Source organism: Fibrobacter sp. (assembly GCF_045131395.1).
Classification (GTDB): domain Bacteria; phylum Fibrobacterota; class Fibrobacteria; order Fibrobacterales; family Fibrobacteraceae; genus Fibrobacter.
Genome location: NZ_JBGUQY010000002.1, coordinates 13,499 through 39,097, shown reverse-complemented (window position 1 = coordinate 39,097; position 25,599 = coordinate 13,499). Strand labels below are relative to the sequence as shown.

18 protein-coding genes and 1 pseudogene are annotated in these 25,599 nt (G+C 49.2%); 3 read left to right on the top strand and 16 right to left on the bottom strand.

Annotated features, from left to right (window positions below; all coding sequences use genetic code 11):
* Nucleotides 1-16: 16 nt before the first annotated feature.
* From ACJMNB_RS00155 to ACJMNB_RS00145, 3 genes and pseudogenes are all read right to left on the bottom strand, one after another.
* Nucleotides 17-2,158, bottom strand: coding sequence for a gliding motility-associated C-terminal domain-containing protein (locus ACJMNB_RS00155; RefSeq protein WP_405337556.1), 2,142 nt, complete (start codon nucleotides 2,156-2,158; stop codon nucleotides 17-19).
* Nucleotides 2,159-2,167: 9 nt separating this feature from the next.
* The gene (locus tag ACJMNB_RS00150) at nucleotides 2,168-2,554 is read right to left on the bottom strand and encodes a hypothetical protein (protein ID WP_405338561.1); all 387 of its coding nucleotides are present in this window, start codon (nucleotides 2,552-2,554) and stop codon (nucleotides 2,168-2,170) included.
* Nucleotides 2,555-2,788 (bottom strand): annotated as a pseudogene (locus tag ACJMNB_RS00145) (RNA polymerase sigma factor); the annotation flags it as partial. It abuts the gene before it with no gap.
* Nucleotides 2,789-2,968: 180 nt separating this feature from the next.
* Here ACJMNB_RS00145 and ACJMNB_RS00140 point away from each other — a divergent pair.
* A complete protein-coding gene (locus tag ACJMNB_RS00140) occupies nucleotides 2,969-4,756 on the top strand; it encodes a thioredoxin family protein (protein ID WP_405337553.1) in 1,788 nt (595 codons plus the stop codon).
* 79 nt (nucleotides 4,757-4,835) lie between these two features.
* Here ACJMNB_RS00140 and glgA read toward each other — a convergent pair whose 3' ends face one another.
* The 9 genes from glgA to ACJMNB_RS00095 form a co-directional block, all read right to left on the bottom strand.
* The gene (gene glgA, locus ACJMNB_RS00135) at nucleotides 4,836-6,065 is read right to left on the bottom strand and encodes a glycogen synthase (RefSeq protein WP_405337550.1); all 1,230 of its coding nucleotides are present in this window, start codon (nucleotides 6,063-6,065) and stop codon (nucleotides 4,836-4,838) included.
* A 268-nt stretch (nucleotides 6,066-6,333) separates the two neighbouring features.
* The gene (locus ACJMNB_RS00130) at nucleotides 6,334-7,644 is read right to left on the bottom strand and encodes an alpha/beta hydrolase (RefSeq protein WP_405337547.1); all 1,311 of its coding nucleotides are present in this window, start codon (nucleotides 7,642-7,644) and stop codon (nucleotides 6,334-6,336) included.
* A 310-nt stretch (nucleotides 7,645-7,954) separates the two neighbouring features.
* Nucleotides 7,955-8,524: a GTP cyclohydrolase I FolE gene (gene folE, locus ACJMNB_RS00125; protein WP_405337544.1), complete on the bottom strand. Its 570-nt coding sequence runs from the start codon at nucleotides 8,522-8,524 to the stop codon at nucleotides 7,955-7,957.
* 19 nt (nucleotides 8,525-8,543) lie between these two features.
* Entirely contained in the window at nucleotides 8,544-10,685 is a 2,142-nt protein-coding gene (locus ACJMNB_RS00120; RefSeq protein WP_405337541.1) for an InlB B-repeat-containing protein, read from the bottom strand.
* 121 nt (nucleotides 10,686-10,806) lie between these two features.
* Nucleotides 10,807-11,397: a nitroreductase family protein gene (locus tag ACJMNB_RS00115; RefSeq protein ID WP_405338553.1), complete on the bottom strand. Its 591-nt coding sequence runs from the start codon at nucleotides 11,395-11,397 to the stop codon at nucleotides 10,807-10,809.
* Nucleotides 11,398-11,425: 28 nt separating this feature from the next.
* Nucleotides 11,426-14,215 (bottom strand): hypothetical protein, encoded by a 2,790-nt coding sequence (locus ACJMNB_RS00110; RefSeq protein WP_405337538.1) that lies wholly within the window; start codon nucleotides 14,213-14,215, stop codon nucleotides 11,426-11,428.
* Between the two features lie 8 nt (nucleotides 14,216-14,223).
* Nucleotides 14,224-15,921: a hypothetical protein gene (locus ACJMNB_RS00105; RefSeq protein ID WP_405337535.1), complete on the bottom strand. Its 1,698-nt coding sequence runs from the start codon at nucleotides 15,919-15,921 to the stop codon at nucleotides 14,224-14,226.
* Between the two features lie 133 nt (nucleotides 15,922-16,054).
* The gene (gene argA, locus ACJMNB_RS00100; protein WP_405337532.1) at nucleotides 16,055-17,413 is read right to left on the bottom strand and encodes an amino-acid N-acetyltransferase; all 1,359 of its coding nucleotides are present in this window, start codon (nucleotides 17,411-17,413) and stop codon (nucleotides 16,055-16,057) included.
* A 214-nt stretch (nucleotides 17,414-17,627) separates the two neighbouring features.
* Nucleotides 17,628-18,020: an NADH-quinone oxidoreductase subunit A gene (locus ACJMNB_RS00095; RefSeq protein ID WP_072800367.1), complete on the bottom strand. Its 393-nt coding sequence runs from the start codon at nucleotides 18,018-18,020 to the stop codon at nucleotides 17,628-17,630.
* A gap of 68 nt (nucleotides 18,021-18,088) precedes the next feature.
* Here ACJMNB_RS00095 and ACJMNB_RS00090 point away from each other — a divergent pair, with 68 nt between their 5' ends.
* Complete coding sequence (locus ACJMNB_RS00090) at nucleotides 18,089-19,027, top strand: FISUMP domain-containing protein (RefSeq protein WP_405337528.1); 939 nt, start codon at nucleotides 18,089-18,091, stop codon at nucleotides 19,025-19,027.
* A gap of 67 nt (nucleotides 19,028-19,094) precedes the next feature.
* Here ACJMNB_RS00090 and ACJMNB_RS00085 read toward each other — a convergent pair whose 3' ends face one another.
* Both ACJMNB_RS00085 and ACJMNB_RS00080 read right to left on the bottom strand, forming a co-directional pair.
* The gene (locus ACJMNB_RS00085) at nucleotides 19,095-19,409 is read right to left on the bottom strand and encodes a hypothetical protein (protein ID WP_405337525.1); all 315 of its coding nucleotides are present in this window, start codon (nucleotides 19,407-19,409) and stop codon (nucleotides 19,095-19,097) included.
* Between the two features lie 43 nt (nucleotides 19,410-19,452).
* Nucleotides 19,453-20,319 (bottom strand): hypothetical protein, encoded by an 867-nt coding sequence (locus tag ACJMNB_RS00080; RefSeq protein WP_405337522.1) that lies wholly within the window; start codon nucleotides 20,317-20,319, stop codon nucleotides 19,453-19,455.
* A 98-nt stretch (nucleotides 20,320-20,417) separates the two neighbouring features.
* On the opposite strand from ACJMNB_RS00080, the gene uvrC reads away from it, so the two are divergent.
* Entirely contained in the window at nucleotides 20,418-22,277 is a 1,860-nt protein-coding gene (gene uvrC / locus ACJMNB_RS00075; RefSeq protein WP_405337519.1) for an excinuclease ABC subunit UvrC, read from the top strand.
* A 398-nt stretch (nucleotides 22,278-22,675) separates the two neighbouring features.
* Here the strand turns inward: uvrC and ACJMNB_RS00070 are convergent, their stop codons facing one another.
* Nucleotides 22,676-23,440, bottom strand: coding sequence for a hypothetical protein (locus tag ACJMNB_RS00070; RefSeq protein WP_405337516.1), 765 nt, complete (start codon nucleotides 23,438-23,440; stop codon nucleotides 22,676-22,678).
* Between the two features lie 71 nt (nucleotides 23,441-23,511).
* On the bottom strand, nucleotides 23,512-25,431 hold the full coding sequence (locus tag ACJMNB_RS00065; RefSeq protein ID WP_405337513.1) for a glycoside hydrolase family 30 protein: 1,920 nt from the start codon (nucleotides 25,429-25,431) through the stop codon (nucleotides 23,512-23,514).
* Nucleotides 25,432-25,599: the final 168 nt, after the last annotated feature.

Here is a 25,599-nt window from a genome sequence, read left to right as displayed (position 1 = left end):
TTAAAACCTCAATACATTAATGGATAATGATGAACTTGCCCTTCTTGACCTTGGAGCCACTCTTGACAACATAGTAGTAGACGCCAGGGGCCACAAGCTTACCGGATTTTTCATAGCCATCCCATTCAATCTTTCCACCCAGGACATCCTGGTTGCTGAAAGATCTAATGAGAGCTCCGCCCCGGTTGAAAATACTCACCACCGAATTCTCTGCAATGCCATCTATCGTGAACAAGGCATGGACCTTCGGCCTAAACGGAATCGGGTACGCACGTACATCCACCTTGGCAGAATCCGTCATATTGTCACGGGCATCCTTGAGGTCATTGCGGCGATAGTAACTCACTCCTTTTTCGTGAGCAAACCATGCCACACCAAGCACCGGATCAATGGCCACATCGGAAACATTGTTGTCTAGCAAGCCGTCTTTTGTGGTAAAGCGCTTTACGGTCAAGGTATCCGGGGAACCCTTCCTGGGAGTCAAGCGGAATACGCCCTGGTTGGTCGTGCCCACCCACAAGTTTCCATGAACATCGACATCGATAGACGTGAATTCAGTTCCAAGCAAACCATTTGTAGAAGACGGGGTCAGAAGCGTGTCTGATTCTTCGTCCAAATAGGCAAGGCTCGACATGGAAACAAGCCACAACCTCTGGCCCACGGAATCATACACCATATCGATGGGAGCCGGACTAATTCCACGATATGTTTTCAGGACACCGTTGGAAAGTTCGCCGCCATTGGACTTCGGCGAGGGGAACCTTATGACATCAAGCCCACCTTCGTGCGCAAGAGCCGTACCGATTCTGCTAGCCACATATACAAGCCAATCGTTTCCATCAATTCTGGAATACATGACGCCGGGCACCGGATTTTCACCGATCCGATTGGCACAATGGACTTCACCGTCCTTGGTAAAGTAAATCACTCCATAACCATTGTTGCTACCCGTAGACGTCAGGAAACCGGAATTGTCGGGAGCGGCAATTGTCGCAACAGAGATGACATAGTTTTCTATATAGTTTTCAAAGCAGTGACCGTCTGAAACCGCAAAAGTGTAATCAACGTTTGCACCCCATCCTGAATACATCAAATAGGCAAAGCCCCAAACATGGAAAAACAGGTGACCATCGGGCAAATAGGACAAAGCTTTGATTCTTGACGAATAACCGCTACCGCCACTTGCAATTGTACCATAAGCATACTGGGATACACCCCACCCGCCAAGATTGCCGTAACTCAGCTTACCATCGACAGTGGCCGCAAAAACACCTCCGAGAGGGATTGCACGCAATTCATAAACCTCTCCGGGAGTATCGCCTGGGGTCTTTGTAAAGTCGCTAACCTTCTTTTCACCATTCCTGCAAAAGAAAATATACTCTGACCCCACCAAATAAACACCATCTTTAGTCTTAACTTGCCACTTGACCTTGCTGGTTCCGTCGTCATGATACAATACAGGGTCCGTCAAGGTAGTGGATCCTACCACCACCTTTGAAACGGGCTTCTCGAAACCATCTACCGCCACATCGTTCGGGACCTGGGCCCAGGAATTGGGATCGCTCAAGCGTTTGTCTGCAGGAAGCCCCTTCCAATCCATTTTGCGAACATAGACAGCATTATCCATTCTGACATAGAGGGAATCCCCATGCACCAAAAGTTCACGAATAGGCGAAATCAACAGAGACTTGGAACCGATACGATCAATCGTCAACACGGAACGATTCTGCGACAGGTCAAAAAAAGCCAAGCGGTCTTCAAAGACGATCGTCAGAATTTTTTCGTTAATGACCGTGCCACGAGGTACCACGCGAATATTGTTCTTTACATAGGAACGGTTCAAAACATTCCAGGATTTCTGACCGCTGCCCACAAAAGATGCAATAAGGCCGTATTCCGAAATGGCATAAAGTCCCGCATCCGAAGAAACCACAGCAAAGAACCTGGACGTTTCTAGCCCATGTTCAGAATGGAACACATTGTCTTCGGTGGGAGAGCGATAACGAATACCCCCGTCTGTCGCAAGAACAATGCCATTGTCGCCCCAAGGAGCCACATCTCGAATAGGGAACGGGTCCGAAAACGCGCCCCATTGATCGGTTGCGCCAACGAATACTGCCAAAAGCAGCAAGCATAAAACAAGAGATTTAAACTTCACCTCCTAAAATTACGAAAATTCACTGGCCCGCGTTAGCAAATCGTCCAATTTCAAGCAGGAACTTTCATTTTTTTTAAACTTTGACATATAGACTTCCTTCTTTTTTCGCATCTTTTTCAAGGCGACCTTTTTACGGCTCAAAAAAGTACCCCGGTTGACACCGCAATAAAGACAGGCCTCGGCAGCGCGAATTTCGCCAATGCAGTGGAATTCCACGGCCATGCGCTCGGCAGCCGTAAGGTCTTTCATCAGGTAATCCAATTCCTGGCGGACAAAGAGGCTCTTGCGCTGTTCCTGCAATTCCTGGGCAATATTTCTTTTACCGTTCATGTCGTAGGGCACATTGGCATCTGACAACTGCGAAAGGGGAATCACAGGCAGTAACCTTCGATTCATATCGAAATAGGTATTATGGACTACTGCCCGTAACCACGGATATATAGGCTTGCTCATGTCCAAAGAGCTTGCAGACCGGCATAAACGGAGTGCAACCTCTTGAAAAAGGTCTTTTGCTCCGTCGTCATCGCTACTCTGGGTCTGGCAGAGTTTGTAAATTTGTGAGGCATTCTTGCGCCACACTTTTTCAACCCATTCGGGAGGTTCTTCTGTTAAAATTCTTGATTTTGACATATTACAAACAGGAACTTTGACAGCGAACTTTCAGTTGCGATAAAATTTATGAAAATAAAAGCGAAAAAACGGATTTTGGGAAATTTTGCAAACAGTTGTTTGCAGCTATCAACAGTTTTTTTTAGTCTGGCTCTATTTTTAGTAGTTTATCCACAATCTGTCAACGCGCAAGAGTTCAATATGAACTCCATGCCGCCCCCGGAAATGCAGATGCAATATAGCGCGGGCGCATTGAAAGACGGCGGAAAGCTTACTGTATGGGTAACCATTCCCGAAAAGTGGCACGTGAATGCCAACGAAGTTACCGACGAATTCTTGAAGCCCTCTTCAATCGTGGTGAAGGCCGAAGGAATTGAATTCGGTGATGTGGTGTGGCCCCAGCCTATCAAGGAATACAACGAAGCCCTTGAACTTGAAATTTTGACCTTCCGCGGAGAATTCAAGATTGAAATTCCGGTGAAGGGTATTGCCAACAAGTACGATAGCCTTGGAACCGAGGCGACCTTCCATTACCAGGCCTGCGACAACTCGATTTGCCTTGCTCCTGCAAGCAAGACAATTTCACTCAAGGAGAATTCCGCTTCGGCAAAAAACGCTTCGGTCATCGGGAGCGCAAAAAAAAACGATTCTGAAACTGAAGTAGCCACAAGTACGGCAGACAACGAAAACTTAAATGCAAACGCCGCAAGCGCTGCGGAAAACAGCGCCGCGTCAGCGGGGATTATCGCGCTCCTCTTTTTCGCCTTCCTCGGCGGAATGATTCTGAACTTGATGCCCTGCGTGCTGCCGGTGCTTTCGCTCAAGCTATTCAGCTTGATTAAGCAGGCAGGAGAAAGTCGCGGACGGCTCCTCGCTTTGGGAGGAGCCACGACGGCGGGCATCTTGTGCAGTTTCTGGATTTTGGCCGCCGTCGTCGCCGCCGTCAAGGCCGGCGGCGGGTCCGCGGGCTGGGGCATGCAATTCCAGAGTGCAGGCTTCATCGCCTTCATGGCAGTTATCCTGACCGCCTTCGCCATGAGCTTCTTCGGTGTCTTTGAAATTTGGCTCCCGTGGAGCGCCACCACCAAGATGGATGAAGCCGGTCATAAGGCAGGCTTTGCAGGCGCCTTCTTTACCGGTGCTTTGTTGGTGCTTTTAAGTACGCCCTGCTCCGCCCCCTTCCTCGGCACCGCCATGGGATTCGCCTTTACCGCAAGCACCCCAGTGCTATTCCTGTTCTTTACCGCGGCAGGCATCGGCCTAGCGCTGCCCTACATGCTGGTGAGCGCCTTCCCGAGCGTGCTCAAGGTATTCCCCAAGCCGGGCGCCTGGATGGTAAAACTCCAGAAGGTCATGGGCGTACTCTTGCTCGCTACCGTGGCATGGCTTTTGTGGATCGTGAATGAACAGGCCGGAATGGCAGGCGTCGGGCTGTTCGCCGTCATCGTGACCGTAAGCATCGCCGGAAGCTTCGTCGTCGGCAAATTCGCGCCGCCGGGAGTCGCCTTCGGTCGCGAAATCGCAACCCTCGGCGGAAGCATCGTTGTCATTGCAGTCGTCTGGTTTGCAGCCATCGCCCCGCAATACGAAAACGCCGCTACGGAACATTTTAACGCCCGCATGCAAGAGCAAATCACTGCCGACGGCTGGTACCGTTACAGTCCCACACTCATCAAAGAATTTGCAAAGGCCAAGCGCACAGTATTCATTGACGCTACTGCCGACTGGTGCCTCACTTGCAAGACGAATGAAGCCGCCGTGCTCAACCGCGACGAATTCCGCCGCGCCATGGATAGCCTCGGCGTCGCTCTGGTAAAAGCCGACTGGACTCGCGAAACTCCCGAAGTGAATGCACTCCTCAAGAGCATGGGCAAGTCAGGCGTTCCCGCTTACGCCATCTACCCTGCCGGCGATGCATCCAAGCAAATTGTATTGCCGGAATTGCTGACGACAAACGCAATCACTGAGAAAATTTCTTCTGCAAGGTAAAAGAAAACCTCCCCAAAGGGAGGTTCAAGAATCTTTAATTTATCACAAGAATTGAAGGAAACCAAACGGTTTCCTTTTTTTATCTCTTGCCTTCGCGCTTGTAGCGTTCAATGCATTCCTGGTAGAAGTCGTAGGTCTGCTTGGCGATAGCCTTCCAGCTGAACACGTCAATGGCGCGCTTGCGGCTGACTTCACCCATCTTCTTTGCCAGTTCCGGATTTTCGAGAACCTTGTTAAGCTTGTTAGCGAAGTCGGTCTGGAATGCCTTCGGGTCGGCCGGTTCGAAGTCCGTTTCGGACTTAGCCTTCAACGGCACCAGGAATCCGGTTTCGCCGTCCACGATAATTTCGGGAATGCCGCCAACCGCGGAACCCACCACCGGAGTGCCGCAGCTCATGGCTTCGAGGTTAATGATACCGAAAGGTTCGTAGAGCGAAGGCGTTGCAAACACAGTGGCATGGCTGTAAAGCACGCGGAGTTCTTCATGCGGCACGGCTTCTTGAATCCAAACCACGCCGTCACGAGTCTTCTGCACATCTTCAATCAAGGCCTTGCATTCATCGGCAAGTTCAATGGTATCGGGAGCGCCGGCGCAAAGCACCACTTGGGCGCCCTTGTCGATCTGCGGAATCGCCTGGATCAGCTGGCTGATGCCCTTCTGACGCGTAATGCGGCCCACGAACAGCACATACGGACGCTTCGGGTCAACACCCCACTTGGTGAGAATACTTTCATCAAAAGTCGGTGCGTAGAAATCCGGATCGATACCGTTGTAAATCACCTTCACGCGGTCTTCGGGGACACCATAAAGCTTCATCACGTCGCGCTTCATGCCCTCGCTCACGGCGATCACGCCGTCGGCAGCCTCGTAGGCGGTGCGTTCAATCCAGCAGCTCATGGCGTAGCCGCCGTCACCCAGCTGTTCAGCCTTCCACGGACGGTGCGGTTCCAACGAGTGAGTCGTGAGAATCAACGGACACTGCAAAAGACGGCTAGCGAGAACGCCGCCAAAATGGCTATACCACGTATGACAATGAATTACATCAATGTTGTCGAGCGCAGCAGCCCACTGGAGGTTGATATCCAGCGGCTTGAAAATTTTCTGGAATCGGTCGTCATGGGGATTCAATCCCAACTTGCGGGAAAAACCCAAAGCGCGAATATTGTCCTTGTCTTCGTCTTGCACGCCAAAGCAACGTGCTTCCACATGACAAAGCTTTGCCAATTCCTGGGTAAGGAACTTAACATGGATACCTGCGCCGCCATAAATTTCCGGCGGGAACTCATTCGTCAAAATTGCTGCGTTCATGGAACTAAACTCCGTTTACTGTATTAAGATAGCTTTGTTTTGTCCACCGGACAAACCCATAAGAAAAATGTATGCTGAATCTTCGAGAAAAATGAATTGTCTCCGTTATGCGGCATAACCGAAGCCAATATTCAAAAAAAACACCCAAGCCGAGAGTCGCGGGCAAGCTTGCTTGCACATGACTGAGGCACAGTGTTTTGAAATGACTCCGTCATTAAAAAACACCCCGCCCATTCGGACGGGGTGTAAGGAGTGAGTGTGGAGTATCTTAGAAGTTCTTGCACTGGCCTTTCCACTTGCCCGGCTGGCCAATGATGGCGCCGTCAATGTACTTGCCAGTAGAACCTACAAAATCAGCCTTGCGGAAATCTTCGCCACCGAGGTGCCAACGCATCCATGCCACCGTAGCAGCCATGCCGCCCCAAGGACCAGAACCATGGCCCCAGCCGCATTCGCCCATCTGGCATTCTGTGCCCTGGCCACCCGTCATCTTGAGGAGGCATGCGGGAGCCCTGACACCCTGATTATTGTAATCTGCTTCGGCGTTCGGGCGTTCCATGCCGCCTTCACCGTAGACAACGCCGATAGTCTTATTCGGAGAAACCTGACTCATTGCCGTATGTCCAAGGTCACCGCTGTTGTTGAGCATAGCCGTAATCACACGGTTGTCCTTGATCACCATCTGTTCGGATTCGAGACCGCCCATGGAATGGCCGGAGCAGCCCACCTTGGTCATGTCGAGCTTGTTGTACAACGGATCGCTCGGGTCGTTATTCTTGCTTTCGAGCCAGTCAAGGGCAGGCTTGCCCTGAGTAGCATCACCCGGAGACTGGGGAATGGCAACCACGACAAAACCATGGGAAGCCAAACGCTTGATTATTCCACCATAATCCTTGGGATCGGAACCGCCACCGGGGCCCCACATCACGACAGCATGCTTCTTATCAGAAGAAAGGCGCTTCGGGTAGGCGAGAATCTTACAGAGGTTCCTGTTGTTTTGACCGTCCCAAATACAAGGCTCGATATTCTCGATGTACGTAATTTCCATCTGGTCCTTGTTTTCGTCGGTACCTTCGGCAAGGAAAATGCCGCCCTCAGCCTTGGCTTCACTGGAAGAGGATTCAGCCTTCTGCTCTTCGCTAGAAGAACTTGCCGGTATTACAGCTTCGCTAGAACTGGACTGAGCGGGATTATTCGGGCCAGTCACTTCAGAGCTGCTGCTAGATTCAGAATCAGTCGGATCAATCACCGGATCGGTACCCGGATCAGTTTGCTGTCCCAGTTCAGTTCCCTGTTGGGCAGGATCGGTTGTCGGATCAGTTACATTCTGGCCCGGGTCGGCAGCGGGGTCAGCCGGATCCTGAGACAGGGAAGGCTCTGTTCCCTGCTGGGCAGGATCTGTAGCGGGATCCTGGGCCGGATTTGCCGTGCCTTGGCCCTGATCAGTCAGATACTGGTCCTGAGCATCGGAAATCGCAGAATTCACCTTATCGGTAGCATCTCCGCAATTTGCGAGAGCAAGGGCGGCGCTTACGACAACGAGACCCTTCGCCAAATTCTTAAAGTTGATTGATTTCATTTTGACTCCTTATTTTACCAACACCGGTAATAAAGATACCTCGTTAAAAAGGCGAAAAACCTTGTTGGAGCGGAGTTTCCATGGATAAAAAGTCCAAACGTTATGGACAAAAAATCCATAATTTGAGCTAAAAACGCCAATTTCAGTAAATTACTTTGTTCAAAATTTATCCACTATGGACACGCTTATTCTTACACAAGCACAATCCCAATTTTTCATTTATTTCCCATAAAAAAAAGATTCCCCCGATTGAATCGGGGAAAACAATTAGAAAAAAATAACACGCTTTCTGGTAAAAAAAAGAATCTACTTACCTAGGGGCGTAAATCCTGGACATGAATTCTGCACGAGTCTTTTCGTCCGTCTTGAATCGGCCCAAAAGCTGTGTAGTCACCATGGTAGCACCCGGTTTCTTGACGCCGCGCATGGTCATGCACATGTGGGATGCTTCCAAAACCACGGCAACACCCTTCGGGTTCAATTCCTTCTGAATCAGTTCCGCAATCTGGCGGGTCATGCGTTCCTGGATCTGCGGGAAGCGCGCATAGAATTCCACCACGCGGGGAATCTTGGAAAGACCGACAACGCAATCGCCCGGAATGTAGGCCACGTGAGCCTTACCGGTAAAAGGCAGAAAATGGTGTTCGCACATGCTAGCAAATTCGATATCCGGCACGATGATCATTTCATCGTACTTCTCGTGAAAGCGAGTCTTGAGGATATCTTCGGCGCGGGTTTCGCCCGAAAGGCCCGTCATGAGTTCGGCGTACATCTTGGCGACACGCTTGGGCGTATCGATGAGACCTTCGCGGTTCGGGTTTTCGCCCATACCTTCCAGAATCATCCGGAAGCCGTCTTCCATTTTCTTAAAATTCATCATAGGACCAAAGATAGAAAAATCAACGAATCGTGACAGCACGAGTTTCGTTTCCGTAGCGAATCAGGAAGCGTCCCGCCTCCATAAAGTCCATCAACATGGTCGATTCCGCTCTTTCACGGCGAAGCAGGCGCCCCTGAAGGTCATAGACAAAAATCATTTTGCCTGGAGCCAGCCCGAACAAGCTAACGCTCTTTCCACCTACAACAGCGCGCCATTCACCCCTGAGGGCACCAGACTGGGCAAGCATAGTGCCGCCAGCAATAAGGAAGTTGTCGATGTAGCCAAATTCCTGGACATACGACTTGTTCACCCTGACGTTCACCACATTCTTGTAATTGCTCACATTGCAGAACATTCCCGCAAGGACATGCTCCTCGCCGCAACTACTGCTAGCAAGCAATCCTGTAATGGAATGCCCGTTTCCCGAGAAAGAACCTTCGTAATCCCAAATGGCATCCCAAACGAAATAGGTCGTAGAATCATCAAGATCCAGCACAGAATCTTTCAATACATTTTCGTTAATGACAATGTCGGCTTCGAGGGAGGCGCAGGCCTTCGCATCGCGAGCGATACTGTCCAGAGTGCCGTTGACAAGGCCAGCGAACCAGTACAATTCTTCTTTAGTTTTCAACAGATAGCAGCCCACAGAATTCTGTTCCGGCTTTTGGGGAGCCGGGGTCCATTCTGCAAACAGTTCATAACTTTTTTTCTCGGCCAGCTGGAGCACAGAATAATAGCCGAGCCTATCCAATGTCCAGCGGTTGAATTTTGCACCTGCACGCACAGGCTCCTTAAATTCAAAACCCACGGCAGCAGCATTGAAGGCCGTCATATTTTCAAGATTGTTTTCGCCGCCATTCAAATGGTAAGTAATCGTATATTCCGTGGTATTCCACTTGGCATATACCATAAGATCTTCCGTATTGCCAGCAGGGATTTCCGTAATCTCCTGTTCCAGCAGCGAATCTGCATACCAGCCCGCAAATTCAAAGCCGGACCAGTAAGCCTTGCCCAAAACGTAGGCCGCGGAATCCGCCGACCACTTGACTACATGGGGCTTGTAGAAATTAACTCCGTTATAGAACTGGCCGCCGTTCATTTCGACATCGACAACAAAGAAGCTCTTCCATTTTGCGTAGAGAGTCCAATCACCATAATGTTCCGTCTTTATGGTATCGATTCTTTGCGTGAAGTCCTCATCCAGATACCAACCCTCAAATTCGTCGTTTTCTTTTTGAGGCGCCGCCAGCACAATGGCAGAGTCGCCTTTCATATAATTCGACGGATTCAGTTCGCTATTCTCGCCACCGTTCAATACATAGTGGATTTCAAACTGGACGCTATCGGCAGGGACGTTACCGCCTACAGAGCGGGTTCCTTGAACAGATACATCAGCATAGACATTCTTCATCTGGACAAGGCCCACAACCTTGCCGACGATTTCCCCGGCATTACTGCCCGAGAAATAGGAATCCGTAATACCCAAATTCCTTACGACTGTAACATTCTTTCCCCATACGTCATTTTCGTCACCGAGGGTTACAAAGAAACCGTCACCGCCACGCAGGCCGGAAATCTTGTAACCGTTACCTTCGAAAACGCCCTTGAATTTTAAAGGAACCCACCATACATAATCTTCCCTAGACAAGTTGCCGGTGGAATCCAGAAGATTCTCGTTCACCACGATATCGTTCTGGAGCGAAATGCAACCTTCAAAACGGAAATCGTCTTTTTTAGAGAATGCGGTAGAATCTGCGATAGAAACAGTGGCAATGCCATAAAGTTCTTCGGCGGTATAAATCAGATAACAGCCGCGCTCATCTTGCTGCGGCATTTTCGGAACAAGCCCCCACCTTGCATATACGCTGAAATTCCCAAGATAATTCGCAAGGACGTACATGGAGTAATCTTGATATTCCCCATAGTACATGTTGGGCGGAACATCCACCCCTTCGGAAAATTCAATATACCAACCCAAGAAAGAATATCCTTCGCGCGAAGGATCTTTCAGATTGAATCGCCCCGCCACTTCATCATAACTCTCGGGATTGTCCGGATGATTAATGCCACCGTTCAGGTTATAATTAATCGTGTAGGCGTCGGCCGATACGACAGCCAACAACACAAACAGCCCTAGCACAATGTAAACGGAACGGAACATTCTTCTCTTCATCACTCGAAGTGACAAGATGAATATATATCAAAAAAAATCCGGATTCTCACGAAACCCGGATATTACCTTGATATTAAACGTAATTTTACAGAATTACGTTATTTAGAATTTACACGAACACGACTTCGTTCCCTGTACGGGGTGATTGGTTCCGGTTCGGAAGTCCGCTTTCGGTATCGGCATAGCCAAGGGCCACCGAGGCGTACACGCGTTCACTTTCCTTGAGGCCGAGCGAACGCAAATATTCAAGCAGCATCGGATCTTCGTTGAGCCACTTGAGCTGATTGATATAGCAGCTGCCGAGATCCAGTTCGTTGGCGGCAATCATCATATTTTCGACGGCGCAAGCGACATCGGCCATGTTGTTGCCGTATTCCTTCTGGCTCGCCACCACGATTAGCGCAGGGGCATTGTAGTTGAACACGTACGAGCCCTTCTGCGAAAGGCGAATGGAATTCTGCAAGCTCTTGTATAAATCTTCGCGGAGCTCCATGGCAGCAAAAGCGGACTGCACCAGTTCCACCAACTTCTTAAGTACATCAGGATTGCTAATCACGAAAAATTGATTGCTCTGGCAGTTGCCGCCGGTAGGCGCGAAACGGCCCGCATCGACGATGGTCTGCAACTTTTCAAGTTCCACCGGTTTTTGCTGGAACTTGCGAGTACTGCGCCTTGTCAAAATAGCTTCGAGTGTATTCATCATTAAACCTCGCTGTAAAATCTACAAATCATTCATCCATCATGCACATCACCTGCACCATCGGGTACAGATCTTTGGGGCATTCCACAATGCGATGCGCCCTCTGTTCCGAATCCATAGCCGTTTCGTAGCAATATTGCGTACCAGAATCTTTCTCGGAACTTGTCCAGAACAAGTCTGCATAAACCCTATAATAAACACTGCACAAGTTCCGTGGCGGGTCCAACGCAAAATTCCATCTTATCGGAGAATCATTCCGAAAACCTTTTTCGGTCGTTTTAAACTTGAACGCATTCATAAATTCAGTGGAATCAGGAATATGGTAACCCTTGGGGCAGAAGGTTTTCGCCTTTTCATAATCCATATAAGTATTTTCGTTATACATAATCACCGAAACACTTGAATCCTGAACTTCAACTCCACTTCCGTTACAACGGCAATCGTCACTCACCCGTTTTTTCCAATCTGCATAAAAATCACCAAACGACGAACTCTTTTCTTGAATGGAACTTATAAGAAGAGAATCTTTCCCACGTTCACCATGCAGAAAAAGGTGACCATTATACGCATACGCATCGTATCCTATTCCATCAACATCCATGTGTCTTAATATCAAGTTATACACATTGATTGTAGAGTTCCATTTATATATGTCAAACAAATAATCTACGCCATCAACAGTCACTTTATACACAGAACCTGTAATATATTCTCCTGCGATTTTTTTGCGGTCTATAGAAGCCGGTAATGTATAAGGACTTGTCCCGACGGTAATTGTACGCCACTCGTAGACGCCATCCATAGCCGTGCAGCCCACGAATGCGTTTTCATTTTCATTCCAATGAAGAACCATTTTCGATATGGTATCGCAAGAGCCCAAGCTATCTCGATACAGAACAGGCAAAAACTCGGATGCTTTCAACACTCGCCACTTAAAATTTGTTTCGCAGGTATAATAATTGCTGCCATATCTCCTGACAGCCCCAAATAGAGAACTATCACAAACAAGGCCATCCTGTTCTGGAACAGAAAGCATATCATTGTCAGCTACGCGCCATTTTCCGTCATCACATTCGTAGAACACATCATCATAAACGACCTTTCTATTTACTGAAGATGTACACCAATCCAAATTTTTTACAGGCGGAATCAACTCAACATCATCCATCTTGCGCCAACACCCTTTTACAGAACAATTGGCACTAGCATAATTATTGGTAAATCCAGACGGATCTAATTCACATATGAAATAGTCATCGCCAAATTTCAAAATTTCATTTTCGTTGTCTGTAAAACAAATCGAATCGTAATACGCCGGGGCAAGAATTTCTTCCCAATCATGCGCCCAGGGAGAATCATCGTTACGGCAACCGTAATAGACTCCCAGATGTTCGCCCTTGTTATTTGTGTAAGTACAATCCCCTAAATAATAATTCAAGGAGTCCACCTCTTTCCATTTATATTCGGAGCATCGCACAAATACGCTGTCGAGCGGAAGTAGCAAACCGCTGTTTAAATAGTCACACTCCCCGTACTCCGCAATAGCCTTAGCACTCAGAACGGCCTCATACCATGAATCGTCTCTCGAAAAAATCTTAGTCGCATACTTGTCGCTCCAGGAGCAGCTCTTACCTTCGCACTCACAAACAAACAAGGAATCATTTACATAAAGAAGTTTTCCCATGTTATGATTCACCGAACATTCACCATACTGGTAATTGAACAGGGAATCTCGATCGGTAACAGCAACCCACATATGGGAATTGCTCCTACATACGTATAATGTATCGTTGCGCTGAACAGATTCAGAAGATCTAAAATTAACCATTCCAGCCAAACAAGAGCCCAAGGAATCTTCCAAGACCGATTTCAGCCGCCACCATCTTGTCATTCCATTATTTTTCACATATTCAGTCCAAAGCAAAGTCCTTCCATAAAAGGCACTCGCCTTGTTGTCAATTTGGACAGAGTCATAAGAGGCATCGGTATCAAGCGTTATTCCATAAGCCCGCTCAAAAAATTCCACATTCAGCCAAATTAAACCATTAACAGTATCCCTCGACACACTTTTAAAGAGGTAATCCACCGGGTTCCCAAGAATTTCAAAAGTAGAAAGCCATGCATCCGCAGCTTTTACAATCCACAAAGAATCAATCTTGCCTTTTTCAGCAAACGTACTACGAAATTTCTTGAAATCATCGTAGAACACACTATCCGAAATTTCATGCCGACAATAAACAAACGGGGCGCGATCCATCAGCCGATGCGTATAGTAGAATTCGTTATAATACTCATTACTGACCGATTCCAAATTATTATCGAAAATTTGGTCTAATTCATCAAGGGCCTGATTCTCAGCTTCATCAAAACTTTTTTTCTTCTTTTTGACAAGATACTTGATTCGATCCGCAGCCAATGCCGCATATATATTTTGCCTTAATTTCGTATTGTTGCTGGACAAGTGCACGTACTGCGCAAATTCCATTGTCTTTTTATCTTCGGCAGGGAACACCGTCACGATTTTTACATATGGATATTCATAGTCGCGAGAAGGTGCAAAAAATTCTTTTTCCGACAAATTCTTTACCGCAACCTCAAAGGAGTCAATCGGATTCAACTTGTCATCCAGCCTTACGACACGCATCGCCTCGGGTTTCATCGAAGGCAGGTATTCGACGGAACCCTGCAATTCTGTCGGAGAAAAAGCATTTCCATTTTCATCGACACGAAGAACCACTTCACCGCTGCTTTCGTCATCGCAACATGCCACAAGTAAAAAAAGCACAAACACGAACGCAAGAACTCTTTTATGCACCATAATTCGACCTAATCTTCTTTAAAGCGAGCCACTTCCAGGGAATCCAGTTTTCGCCAAGTTCCAAAGCCCCAACAGACATCTTCGGGGGCCGCATCTTTGCAGGCATCCGATTCACAGATATAATAGGATTTGTCGTACTCGACTACCCTGCCGTCATCGAAATTCGTACAGGTATCGCCAAAATAAACCGGAGGAACAACCTCTGTCCATACATAACGCGAATCGTCTTTCAAACACTGGTAATACTTACCCAAATGTTCGCCAAATTCTTCTCTATGGCTGTAGTAACAATCTCCCAAATAATAGGTGAGAGAATCTATCGGAGTCCACCAAGAACCGGAGCATTCCACAAAGATATCATTGATTCGCTTTCTTTCGCCATCAAGAAGGTCATCCCTCACGCATACACCAAAGCGGCGCACAGCCTCTTCATTAATAGCCATTCCATAAAGAGGATCATCCTGGGTAAAGTCTTCACTTCCCAATGTTTTTTTCCACGCACAGGAGCTATTATCGCCATAGACAAAATCCCCGGTGCATCGACAGGCATATAGCGAATCCCCTATATATTCAAAGTGGTTCGCACAGTTCCAACTACATTTACCATAGCTATAAGTCAGCAACGTATCGACATTTGTTTCCTTTATCCATATATTGGACTGGTCCCTACAAAGATAATTTGCACCCTCATAAGACACCCTCTTTTTTTCGCTATACCGGCAAAGTCCAATTTTATCTTCCAGCAACGATTTTAGGCGCCATATATTGTCCATCACAAAAAACCGCTGGTAATACGCACTGGACTTTTCAGTTATTTGAACGGGATCAAAGGAATCCCCTGCCGCCCACAGGAATTCTATCCCATACGCCTCCTCAAAAAAGGTATAAACCGAGCTTCTTAAACCATCAAGGGTATCTCGCGATTTACTTTGATAAAGAAGAGTCACTCCATCATCAAAAGCGCTTTCAAAAGTCGAAAGGTATGCATCGGCTGCACGTACCAAAAGCGACGATTCTATTTCACCCTTTTCAGCAAAAGCGTCCCGAAGTTCCTTAAAATCATGGTAGAACACACTATCCGAAATTTCATGGCGGCAATACACATAAGGAGCCATTCCTTTCAGCCCCATTCCACCTTTGAGCCCCGAAGTCCATGGATCAAAAGATTGGTTATTGATATCGCTTAGATCAAGACCGAAAAACTCTCCCAATTCTGCAAGGGCTTCTGCCTCCGCATCATCAAAATCCTTTTTCTTCTTTTTTACCAAGGTTTCAATGCGGCCTGCAGCAAGGGCCGCAAACACATTCAACTTTAACCGAGCATTATCACCGGAAAGATGCACATACTGCGCAAATTCCATTGTCTTTTTTTCTTCGGCCTCAAAAACCGTTACGATTTTTACATACGGGTATTCAAATTCGAGTAACCCCGTAGTAAAGCGATACGGTTCATAGTAATAGGCCATTTCCGCTGGAACTTCAACCGAATCTATCGAGTTCAGCTTGTCATCTAGACGGACCACCCGCACCGTTTCTGCTTTCATTGAACGCATATATTCAATAGTCCCCTGCAGATACGTAGGCGAAAAAGTATTGCCGTTTTCGTCGATACGGAGAACAACTTCTCCGCTGCTAGAATCATCAGAACAGGCCGCAAGCCACAGCAAGAAAAAAGACGATGCTATTATTTTATGTAAAACAGACATAAGTTCTCCGTTCCTAGACAATGGCTAGAATTTACATAAATTAACAGAAAATCGAATCTTTAGGACACAATTCACCGACAAACGGCCATTTTTGCTAGACAACTTGACCAAGCCCCACAGGATTTGCCCGGGGTTACTTGTCAAGCGGAAGCATCAATATACGTGAATGCCTTTTCTGGTTGTAATGGTCACGCTTGGTAGGCGGAAGTTCATCCACCGTGCCATCCACAAATCCGAAATGGTAGAACCAGTCGAGCGCCTGCGTAGTCAGCAAGAACAAAGTCTTGTAGCCCTTCATGCGGCCCATGGAAATCAAGTGGCGCACAATAGCATCGCCAATACCCGACTTGCGGTAGTTGGCGGCCACCGCAATACCCGCCACTTCGGCCATTCCGTTTTCGAATTCGTGCAAGGCGCCACAACCGTGAATGCTGTTGTCAATGCTATAGACAACATAATCACGCAGCTTATCGGAAATGCTTTCCTGCGTACGCGGCACCAAGTAGCCCTTGTCGATGTAGTCCTGCATAATCCGCAGGATATCCGGAATGTCTTCCACGTTTGCGGGCCTGATACTGGAGTACTGGTTGGCGTACACCATGGTACCATCACCGCGGGCGCTGAATACTTCTTGCAGCACACTACCCTGGAATTCACCGCTCAGGAGGTGGACACGGTTCGCACCTGCCTCGCAAGCATGAATGGCGTTCATCAGGTAGTCCATCTGGGCAAAGTCCAGCTGGTCGGAATTGAGTTCCAAAAGTTCTTTCGCCTGGTCCACGTCCATTGCCGAGATAACCCCGGATTCCGTAGGTTCCAGGTACTTGGTGTTCTTGCCTGTCACCAGACCTTCAAGCTTGATACCGTTCTGATTACCGATGAAGAACAGCTTGCCCACCTTCATGTACTTGCAAAGTTCTGTAGCAAGTTCGGTGGAACTGATGTTGTAGGCATGACCCAGCTTGTTCCAACCGATAGGCGGAATAATGGGCACGAACTTTTCATCTAAAAGCTGTTCCAGAATGTCGCGCTGAATGCGTTCAATACGGCCGGTACGCATGTAGTCCACACCGTCAATAACGCCCATGCTCCTAGCCAGCACCCAGTTGCCCTGAATGCCCCTAAGACCACTAGCCGTCAGGTGACTCATAATGTGCTGGGCAACACCCAGAGAGGCCTGCTCAATATGGGGCAGGGCTTCTTCGCTGGTCAAGCGCACGCCGGCATGAAAAGTAGATTCCAGTTCCCACGCCTTGAGCTGGGCATCGATACTGTTGCGCGTACCCGGCACAATGATAATGCGGATACCCGACTTGTGCAAAATGGCGATATCGCGCATGAGCACCGGGAAAAGGGGGTGACTCATCAGGTCATCCTCGATTTTCAGCACAAACAGCTGGCCCTTGAAGCGTTCCATGTAACCGAACACTTCGCGAATAAAACCTGCAACCTCAAAATGTTGCGAATTAAAGTCAGGCGTTGCGTTATTCATACTAGATAAGTTAGAAAAAATCGCTTACGCGTATCCTTCTCTGTTGCCGAACGAAGGCAACAGGCTGGCAGCCTGTTGTCGGAGTGAAGGGCGAACAGCGGGTTGCTAATCCTTTTGGAGTCCTCTTATTCCGCTGTTCGCGTTTATATAGAACAAACGCGGCCCCGTAGGACCGCGTTCGTTTAGTTGAGATAGAATATTCTTTTCCCGAATCCTAGTCCTGGATTCGAGTCCAGTTGAGGATTCCCTTCTTGACCAAGTAGATATAGCCCGCTTCAAGAATCACGAGGAATCCAAGCAACACGAACAGCAGGTCCCAGCCGCCCTTGAGGAACTGAACGGTCCAGGGGTAGAGGAACGCCACTTCCAGGTCGAAGACCAGGAACAGCATGGCGACCATGTAATACTTTACAGGATATCGTTCGCCCGAGGTACCGGAAACATGGGCGACACCGCATTCATAAGACGTACCTTTGATGGAGGTCCCCTTGATTTTACCCGGATGCAGGAACCAGTTCGCTACCAGGAGGGCGGTAGGAACAACGAGTGCAAGAACCACGAGAATGGTCATGGCAAAAGTGGTATCAAAGATTTCAACGTTCGTCATAGTGCTCCCAAACATAGTAAAATTCTTTTTTCTAGTTAAGTCCGAAAATGTAAACTATATTTAGATGCATGAAAAAGATCACTACATTTTTGGGATGTGTGGGTGTGGTGTGCTTATTCTGGGGGTGCTCCTCTGACAGTGACTTGCTGTCTCCTGGGAATACACTTGCAGATGAACCCGCTATTTCCTCGGAAGCAGAAACCCCGGCAAGTTCTGGCTCTACATCAAAAAACTCTTCTAGTTCTGTTAAGGTGGACAAAAACAATCCGACCTCTTCGGCAGCCGGAACTGCCAAGCCGGATACCATAAAAGAGCACCGCTACATACAGGACAGTATCGCTATCGAAACTCCTAACTACCTCGACAACCCCTTCTTCTGCTGGGACGAAAACAGCGAATCCTGCAAAGCAGCAAAAGAAGCGGCTGCAACAATCCAGTCTTCGTCTTCTATAACGATTGACATCGGCGGAGAAGGAGGCGGTACGCAAATTGACAACAGCATAGAACCCTCCATTAGCGGCCTGCAGATGACCGACATGCGCGACACTCAGAACTACGCGCTCATTAATGTCGGCGGCAAGCTCTGGATGGCCCAGGATATCAACATCGCCCTCCCGAGTAGCCAGTGCTACGATGAAAACGACGCAAAATGCTCCACTAACGGAAGACTCTACACCTTTAGCGCCGCACAGAGCGCCTGTCCTAAAGGTTGGAGACTCCCCACCCGTGAAGAAGCCCAGGCTGCGCTTGATGACGAATCATACCCCTGGAGCTACAGCGGCCGCTGCAAAGACGGCGAATGCAGTTTCATGGGCGACATGGGCTTCCATTGGACTTCTGCCACACCGCAAGAATCCGATAAAAAGTACGGCGAAAACCAAGGCGATTCTTACACCGTCATTATCGTAGAAAAATCTCCTGACTACGGAGATAAAGACGACGTGAAGAAATTCTTCCAGGTGGACTCCAAGACCAAGCGCTTCAGCGTACGCTGCGTCCAGCAATAAGAAGACAATTTCATACAAAAGAAAAACCCGAGCGCAACGCCCGGGTTTCTTTTTTTAATGCTTGTAATTAAAGCTGCTCGACACGGTCCATGCCTTCGTCTAGCAAGAGCGTAAGGTTCTGGACTTCCTTTTCCATCTGGTCGTAATATATTTTCGCGCGCCCCAACTGCTTGCGGAGTTCCATGATTTCGGACGTAAGCTCCACGGCAAGCAAGGCCATGCGCTTACGGTTGTCCATCTGGAATTTCGCCGAGCGTTCAAACCGCTGGTTGATACTTTCCACAATTTCAGCCAGTTCCGCATCGGGCAAGTCGGTACGAATCTGAATGGACTCCTGGGCAACGGAAATAGTTACCGATTTCAAAGGTTCGATACTAGCCATTATTTTATCCCTACGCCGAATGGATCATCATCCATCAGCATCCTTATCCGAAAAAATTTGTCTGCGAGCCCTCCTGCCTGCTCGCGAACAAATCGTTGTCATTTTCGTCGGCCCCATGAACTTCGATTGCCGGAACATCTTCTTCGGATTCCTGTTCCTGAGAAACAGATTCGTCAATCTGAGGTTCCTCGGCAGCTTCTTCTGCCACTTCGGCGGGAGCTCCTTCAGAAGTTTCGGACACTTCTGCCGGTTCTTCGGCAGCAGCCTCATCTGCGGAATCTTCCACGACAGGTTCAATGGCAGGACCGTCTTGATCAAGATCGATATCGGTACCCAGTTCGCTTTCGATGGTTGCCACCAGCTGATTGAACTTTTCCTGGGCTTCGGCAATTTCTTCGTTCTGGGCCTGCAGCTGTTCGTTCAGGTTTTCCACCAGAGCGTTCTTTTCAGAAAGCTGATCCATGAGGCTTGCAATAGTCGCATCCTTTTCGGCCACCTGGGTGTTGAGGGCGCTCAGAAGTTCCGACTTTTCGTTCACCTGACCGTTCAACAAGCTGGACTGTTCAACAAGTTCACGTACCTTGGCTTCCAGGCTGGCAATGCAACCGTCTTTTTCCACAAGCTGCTGGCCGAATACGGTAACCCGTTCATTCAAGCCTGCAATTTCGGATTCTTTCTGGTTCAGCATTTCTTGCTGGGCGTTGGCCTGGTTGGCGCGGGCATCAAGGGCAGCCTTGCAGTCAGCAAGATCGTTCTTGGCCGATTCCAGCAACAGGGCCTTGTCTTGAGCCATGGCATGTGCCTGGGACAGTTCACGCTTGATTTTTGCATTTTCTTCTTTGAGGGTACGGACCGTTCCCAATACACCCTCAATTTTCTGAGATAAAACACTCATCTTTTCTAAATTCATTTTTGCTCCGTAGAATGAGTTTTAGAATTTTACAATATTAAGATAATTAATTTTCGCCCCATAAGACAACTTTTTTGAAATTTATTATAAATAGAGTCGTGATTTCGGTAAACGAACATATACAGCGCAGGCTTTCGGAGCTCCCTGACCGACCGGGTGTTTACATCATGAAGAACGCCCAGGGGAAAATCATCTACATCGGCAAGGCGAAAGTACTGAAGAACCGCGTGCGCAGCTACTTTGACGGAAGCGACCATGCGGGCCACCGGGCAGCAACGCTGATGCTACCCCACATTCGGGACATCGAGTGGATTATTACCGAAAGCGAAGAAGAGGCGTTGATCCTCGAAGCAAACTTGATTCGAAAGCACACGCCCAAGTACAATGTGCTTTTGAAGGACGACAAGCATTTCCCCTACCTGGCATTTTCGGTGAAGGAACCGTTTCCGCGGCTTTCGCTGTCGCGCTCGGTCAAGAAGGACGGCCGCCAGTATTTTGGTCCCTACATGAGTTCGCGATACATCGACAAGCTGATCGACATTTCGGCGAGGCTTTTCCGCATTCGCGAATGCTCTATGGAGCTGCCGGCCAAGCACCCGGTGCGCCCGTGCCTGAATTACCATATCGGCCGCTGTAGCGCCCCCTGTGCCGGGCTGATTACGCAAGAAGAATACGCCCGCGATGTAGAAAGTACGCGCCTGATGCTGGAAGGCAAGCGCGACGACCTGATTGACAAATGGCAGCGCGAGATGGAAGAGGCCAGCGCCAACCTGGATTTTGAAACCGCCATGAAGCGCCGGGACGCCATTCAGGCACTACAATCTACCGGCACGCGCCAGAAGACGGATACCAGTGACCCGAACTTGTCGCTGGACGTGGTGACGCTCCGACGCAATGGCGACATGGCCGCGGCGGTGATTCTAGAATACCGCGCTGGCGTGCTGCTCGGGCGGAGACATTACCGCCTGGAATGCAAGCTGGAAGACGACGAGACCGAAATTTTCAGGCAGATGATTCTGCCATGGTACATGGATGCGCCCATGATTCCCGCCGAGATTGCCACAGATATTCCCTTGCCCGAAGACCGCGAGATTCTGGAACAGGCCCTTTCTGAAAAGGCTGGAAGAAAAGTGCGTTTTTCTAGCCCCCAGCGCGGCGAAAAGCTCGGGTTCCTGAAACTTGCAGGCGCCAACGCAGACATGATTCTTGTGGAAATGCGGGCCGAGGTACAGAAGTACAGCGAAATTGACCAGAGCGTTTTCGAACTGCAGAAAATTCTCGGACTCAAGAAGACGCCCTTCCGCATCGAGTGCGTGGATATTTCGCACCTCTCCGGCACAAACACGGTGGCAAGCCTCGTGGCCTTCAAGAACGGGCGCCCCGACAAAGCGAACTACCGCAAGTTCATCATCAAGACGGTGGAAGGCGTGGACGACTTTGCCAGCATGCGCGAGGTGATGACCCGCCGCATTCGCAGGCTCGAAAACGAGGGCGTGCCCATGCCCGACTTGTGGGTATGCGACGGCGGCAAGGGCCAGGTAGACGCCACCATGCAGATTCTCAAAGAGCTGGGGCACGACCAAGATTTACCGCTGATAGGGCTTGCCAAGCGCCTAGAAGAAATCGTGTTCCCCGATGACCGTAAGAGCATCGTTCTGCACCGCACAAGCCCGGCACTAAAGCTCTTGCAGAACGCCCGCGACGAGGCGCACCGATTCGCCATCACCTACCAGCGCAGCAAGCGCAAAAAAGACCTGGAAGTGGAGTGGCTCAAGATGCCTGGCGTGGGTCACGAAACCCGCGTGAAGATTTTGAGCAAGTACAGAAGCGCCGAAGCGTTCATGGCTGCGCCCATCGAAGACATCGAAATCCTGCTGGGAAAGGTCCGCGGAAACAATTTGCGCGATCAGGTCGCGAAGTACGTAGCAGATTTTATCACTACCGATACAGAAGGCTGAATATTCCAAAATGGACTAGGGCTCGTTTGTATAAAAAAGGCCTTTCTATACAAATTTCGCCACACATAGATAAGAATTATTTACTTATTTAACATTTAAAATTGCCGAAAAATTTTTTTTCGTTTTTTCGCTTGCTTTTGGGTTTCAACTTGGCTATATTACGGGTAGGCATCCCACGGATTAACGCCCGATCTAACAGTATTATTAAAGCTCGTCGCTCTTGGTGTTCAGTTTAGGCGCGCATCGACGCGAAAAACAAAGCCCCGAGGCACTGCTATCATTTTTAGATGAGTAGCTTCGAGTGTTCCACCGTGAGGAATGCCTTTTTTTGTATCCTCAAAAAATGGCATTAAAAAAACACCCTAAAAAGGGTGCTTTTTTATTGAATATCTGTAGGCTTATGCCTGAGGTTTTACGCAACCGCGAATGAGCATCAGCTGGGCAGGCACGTACAACCACCAAATAAAGTTATTCGCGATTTCAGCAACCGACTGCAGGGCGCTGTGGTCATCACCGGTCACCATGGACAGGCCAACGCAAACATCTCCAAAGAAGAAGGCGACCATGCCCCAACAGATAAGTTTTGCATTTGCTGCCGGGAAATAGCCCTTACGGGGAACAAGGATACCCATGACCAAAGAAGTAATGACAAAAATGCCATAAACCACAACTACGGCAACCGTGAGACCCAAGGTCCCCGTGGCAATCAAGGCAACGCCCGCAATAACGGCTACAGCCAACAACCAGTAAATCTTGGGAAGGCTCTTGTCCGCTTCGGAGGTGCGAGAATGCCTGTAAATCAAGATCGTCTGGAACACCATGAAGAAGGTGATACCGAGAACCGTGCTAATGGTGCCGGCATCGGCAACGGTGGCCTTGAGCAGGCTGAAGCTGTAGTCAGCCAGCAGCGAGAATACGAAAGCTGCACGGAGCAGTTTGCCGTCTCTGCTAGAGAATGCGCCGGAAGCTGTCACGAATGCGAGCACGGTGAGCATGGTCGTCATGATCGACTTCGTGTAGAGCTGCAGGGTTCCCGCGTCGGAGAGGCACTGGCTTACTGCGCCACAGGAATAAAAGTCAAACCAGTCCTTGCCCGTCGTCACCAAAAGAGCGACAGCAAGAAGGGAAAAAGCAACTTTTTGAGCGGTTGTTTGTAAAAGCATGAATAAAGGATAGTAAAATTCACGCCCATTCGGTAAGCTTTTTGTAATTTTCGTAAAATAATCGGCGCAAACTACCGAATTCGTACCTGACGCAAGTTTTTACCCTGCCGGACAAGGTAAGTTCCTGGAGCAAGCTTCAAAGAACGCCCCAAGAAACGCCCTTGCATGTCAAAGACCTGCATAGATTCGCCCTCAAGCAAGGGGAAATGCGTACCATCGGCAGCAAATCCGCGACGCCCGATAGCAGCCGTAGAATCCTCCTGGGTGGAATCCGGTTCTACATACGGGTGATCCGGATCATCGACGATGACCTTGAAACTTACGGAATTTTCGCAACCCACGGCATTGGTATAATCCGCCTTATAGATTCCGCTCATGGTTCCGTCCATATTCTTGAGACGGACTTCGCGGCCCACCTGACTGAAGTTTTTCGGGCCGCTCCAGACCCAGCGACCGCCCTCCCAAGGGTGCGGGCCGATGACCAGGGAATCTCCCTTCTTGACAGAAACTTCAGTGGCTTCGTTCCAGCCACCATCATGAATCTTGACATAGGGAATGATTTCGCTGGGCGTGCAGACGCCACCTTCGGCGCCGTCAACGACCATCGTGGTAATCGTCTGCGCAGGCGCAGTCATGGAGAGCGCCTTGCCCGAAACCGCAATGTCGGATTGCGCCGTCAGAGAACCCGGAAGTTCAAAGCGATAAACCTTCGCACTTGAGCCGATTTTATCAAACCCGCTCAAGTCAAAACTGTACCTGGCATCGCTGGAGCCGCCATTGCGAACCACCAGCACCAAGGCGCCATCTTCTCGCAGCGCCGCAAGCGTATTGCCGTTATCGCTATCGATAATGCGTGAACCCGGGCGAATGAACCTGCTGAATGCGGCATGCATGTAATAGCGGGCATTCGGAGTAAAAGTCTGCTTGCTGTGATTCAACGCGAGGCTACGCCAGTTTTCGGCAGGGTCGCCAATCTGCCAGTCTACCCAGGCACTCGCCTTCATGTCACGCAGGTCCTGCATAATCACGTCGGCCATCCAGAGTGCGATATTGTCATCACCACTTTTGTGGAGCGGACCCGTCTCGGACTGCCATACTTTTTTATTCTGGCCGAAAGCCGCGTTAAAAAGCCCCTTGCGGGAATCGCCGCCAGAATAACTGTGGGTGTTCACCTGGAACATGTAAGAGAGGGCCTCCGCGCTGTAGCCGTTGAATTGCTTAAGCGCATCACCAATGTTCGTTTCGTCGGCGGCACTCACTGAAGTTTCGGGGAAAAGGCCCTTCTTCACGAGAGCCTTGCCCAGCTCTACAATCATCTGGGTCTGGTTGTTCTTGAATCCGCAACCTTCTTGACCGCCGTTGGCCATCCACCAGCCAGCACTAGGTTCGTTGAAAGGTTCCACCGTGCGAAAGGTGATCCCCCATTCCTTTTTAAAGTGGAGCGCCACTTCGGAAAGATAATCTGCGAAGTCGTCAAAGTAGTCGGACTTCAAATTGTCGCTGCCGTCGCTACTGCCCGACACGCAACCGCTCTTGGTCATCCACCACGGAGGCGAATTGCTGAAGGCCTCGAAAATCGGGTCCTTCGCACGCTTGGCAAGTTCCAAAGCAATCGTACGCTGGTACGGGTCTGCAGTCCAGTCGTAATCACCAGTTTCCGTGGGCTTGTAGCCAGGAACCGCAGCGCCGCCATCACCCTTGTCCAAATGGTTATGGCCCGGCTGATCGCCACCGCCAATATTGTAGCGGAAAATCGTGTAACCAAGGCCCGTGTCCGGATCGGCAATGGCACCAATCAATTTACTGCGATTGGCTTCGCTCCAGGCGCCCGCCTTTACAGCCCACCAGCAAAGGCTGGTTCCCCAGCCTTCGAAAACCTGATAGCGCTTACCAGGGTCAACAACCACCTTAGTCTGCGCCTGCGACTGAGTTGCGATACCTGCGAGACCCACAAGTCCCGCCACCATGACTTTTTTGCCAAATCCCATCATGCTCTTAAATATACCCTAACAATTAGGGATTGTCAAATGTAGACTTTTTGAGGCATTTATTGCTTACAGAGACCGTTCGGCTCTATTTCTGCAAAAAAAATATGACATCGCCTCACTCTCGCAACCATGCCTCGTCAATACGAGGCATTTATTGCTCACTGAGACCGT

Excerpts from the sequence above, each read along its gene's own strand:
- ACJMNB_RS00150 (WP_405338561.1), bottom strand. The coding sequence starts at position 2,554 with ATGAATCGAAGGTTACTGCCTGTGATTCCCCTTTCGCAGTTGTCAGAT.
- ACJMNB_RS00140 (WP_405337553.1), top strand. The coding sequence starts at position 2,969 with ATGAACTCCATGCCGCCCCCGGAAATGCAGATGCAATATAGCGCGGGC.
- glgA (WP_405337550.1), bottom strand. The coding sequence starts at position 6,065 with ATGAACGCAGCAATTTTGACGAATGAGTTCCCGCCGGAAATTTATGGC.
- ACJMNB_RS00130 (WP_405337547.1), bottom strand. The coding sequence starts at position 7,644 with ATGAAATCAATCAACTTTAAGAATTTGGCGAAGGGTCTCGTTGTCGTA.
- folE (WP_405337544.1), bottom strand. The coding sequence starts at position 8,524 with ATGATGAATTTTAAGAAAATGGAAGACGGCTTCCGGATGATTCTGGAA.
- ACJMNB_RS00120 (WP_405337541.1), bottom strand. The coding sequence starts at position 10,685 with ATGTTCCGTTCCGTTTACATTGTGCTAGGGCTGTTTGTGTTGTTGGCT.
- ACJMNB_RS00115 (WP_405338553.1), bottom strand. The coding sequence starts at position 11,397 with ATGAATACACTCGAAGCTATTTTGACAAGGCGCAGTACTCGCAAGTTC.
- ACJMNB_RS00110 (WP_405337538.1), bottom strand. The coding sequence starts at position 14,215 with ATGGTGCATAAAAGAGTTCTTGCGTTCGTGTTTGTGCTTTTTTTACTT.
- ACJMNB_RS00105 (WP_405337535.1), bottom strand. The coding sequence starts at position 15,921 with ATGTCTGTTTTACATAAAATAATAGCATCGTCTTTTTTCTTGCTGTGG.
- argA (WP_405337532.1), bottom strand. The coding sequence starts at position 17,413 with ATGAATAACGCAACGCCTGACTTTAATTCGCAACATTTTGAGGTTGCA.
- ACJMNB_RS00095 (WP_072800367.1), bottom strand. The coding sequence starts at position 18,020 with ATGACGAACGTTGAAATCTTTGATACCACTTTTGCCATGACCATTCTC.
- ACJMNB_RS00090 (WP_405337528.1), top strand. The coding sequence starts at position 18,089 with ATGAAAAAGATCACTACATTTTTGGGATGTGTGGGTGTGGTGTGCTTA.
- ACJMNB_RS00085 (WP_405337525.1), bottom strand. The coding sequence starts at position 19,409 with ATGGCTAGTATCGAACCTTTGAAATCGGTAACTATTTCCGTTGCCCAG.
- ACJMNB_RS00080 (WP_405337522.1), bottom strand. The coding sequence starts at position 20,319 with ATGAATTTAGAAAAGATGAGTGTTTTATCTCAGAAAATTGAGGGTGTA.
- ACJMNB_RS00070 (WP_405337516.1), bottom strand. The coding sequence starts at position 23,440 with ATGCTTTTACAAACAACCGCTCAAAAAGTTGCTTTTTCCCTTCTTGCT.
- ACJMNB_RS00065 (WP_405337513.1), bottom strand. The coding sequence starts at position 25,431 with ATGATGGGATTTGGCAAAAAAGTCATGGTGGCGGGACTTGTGGGTCTC.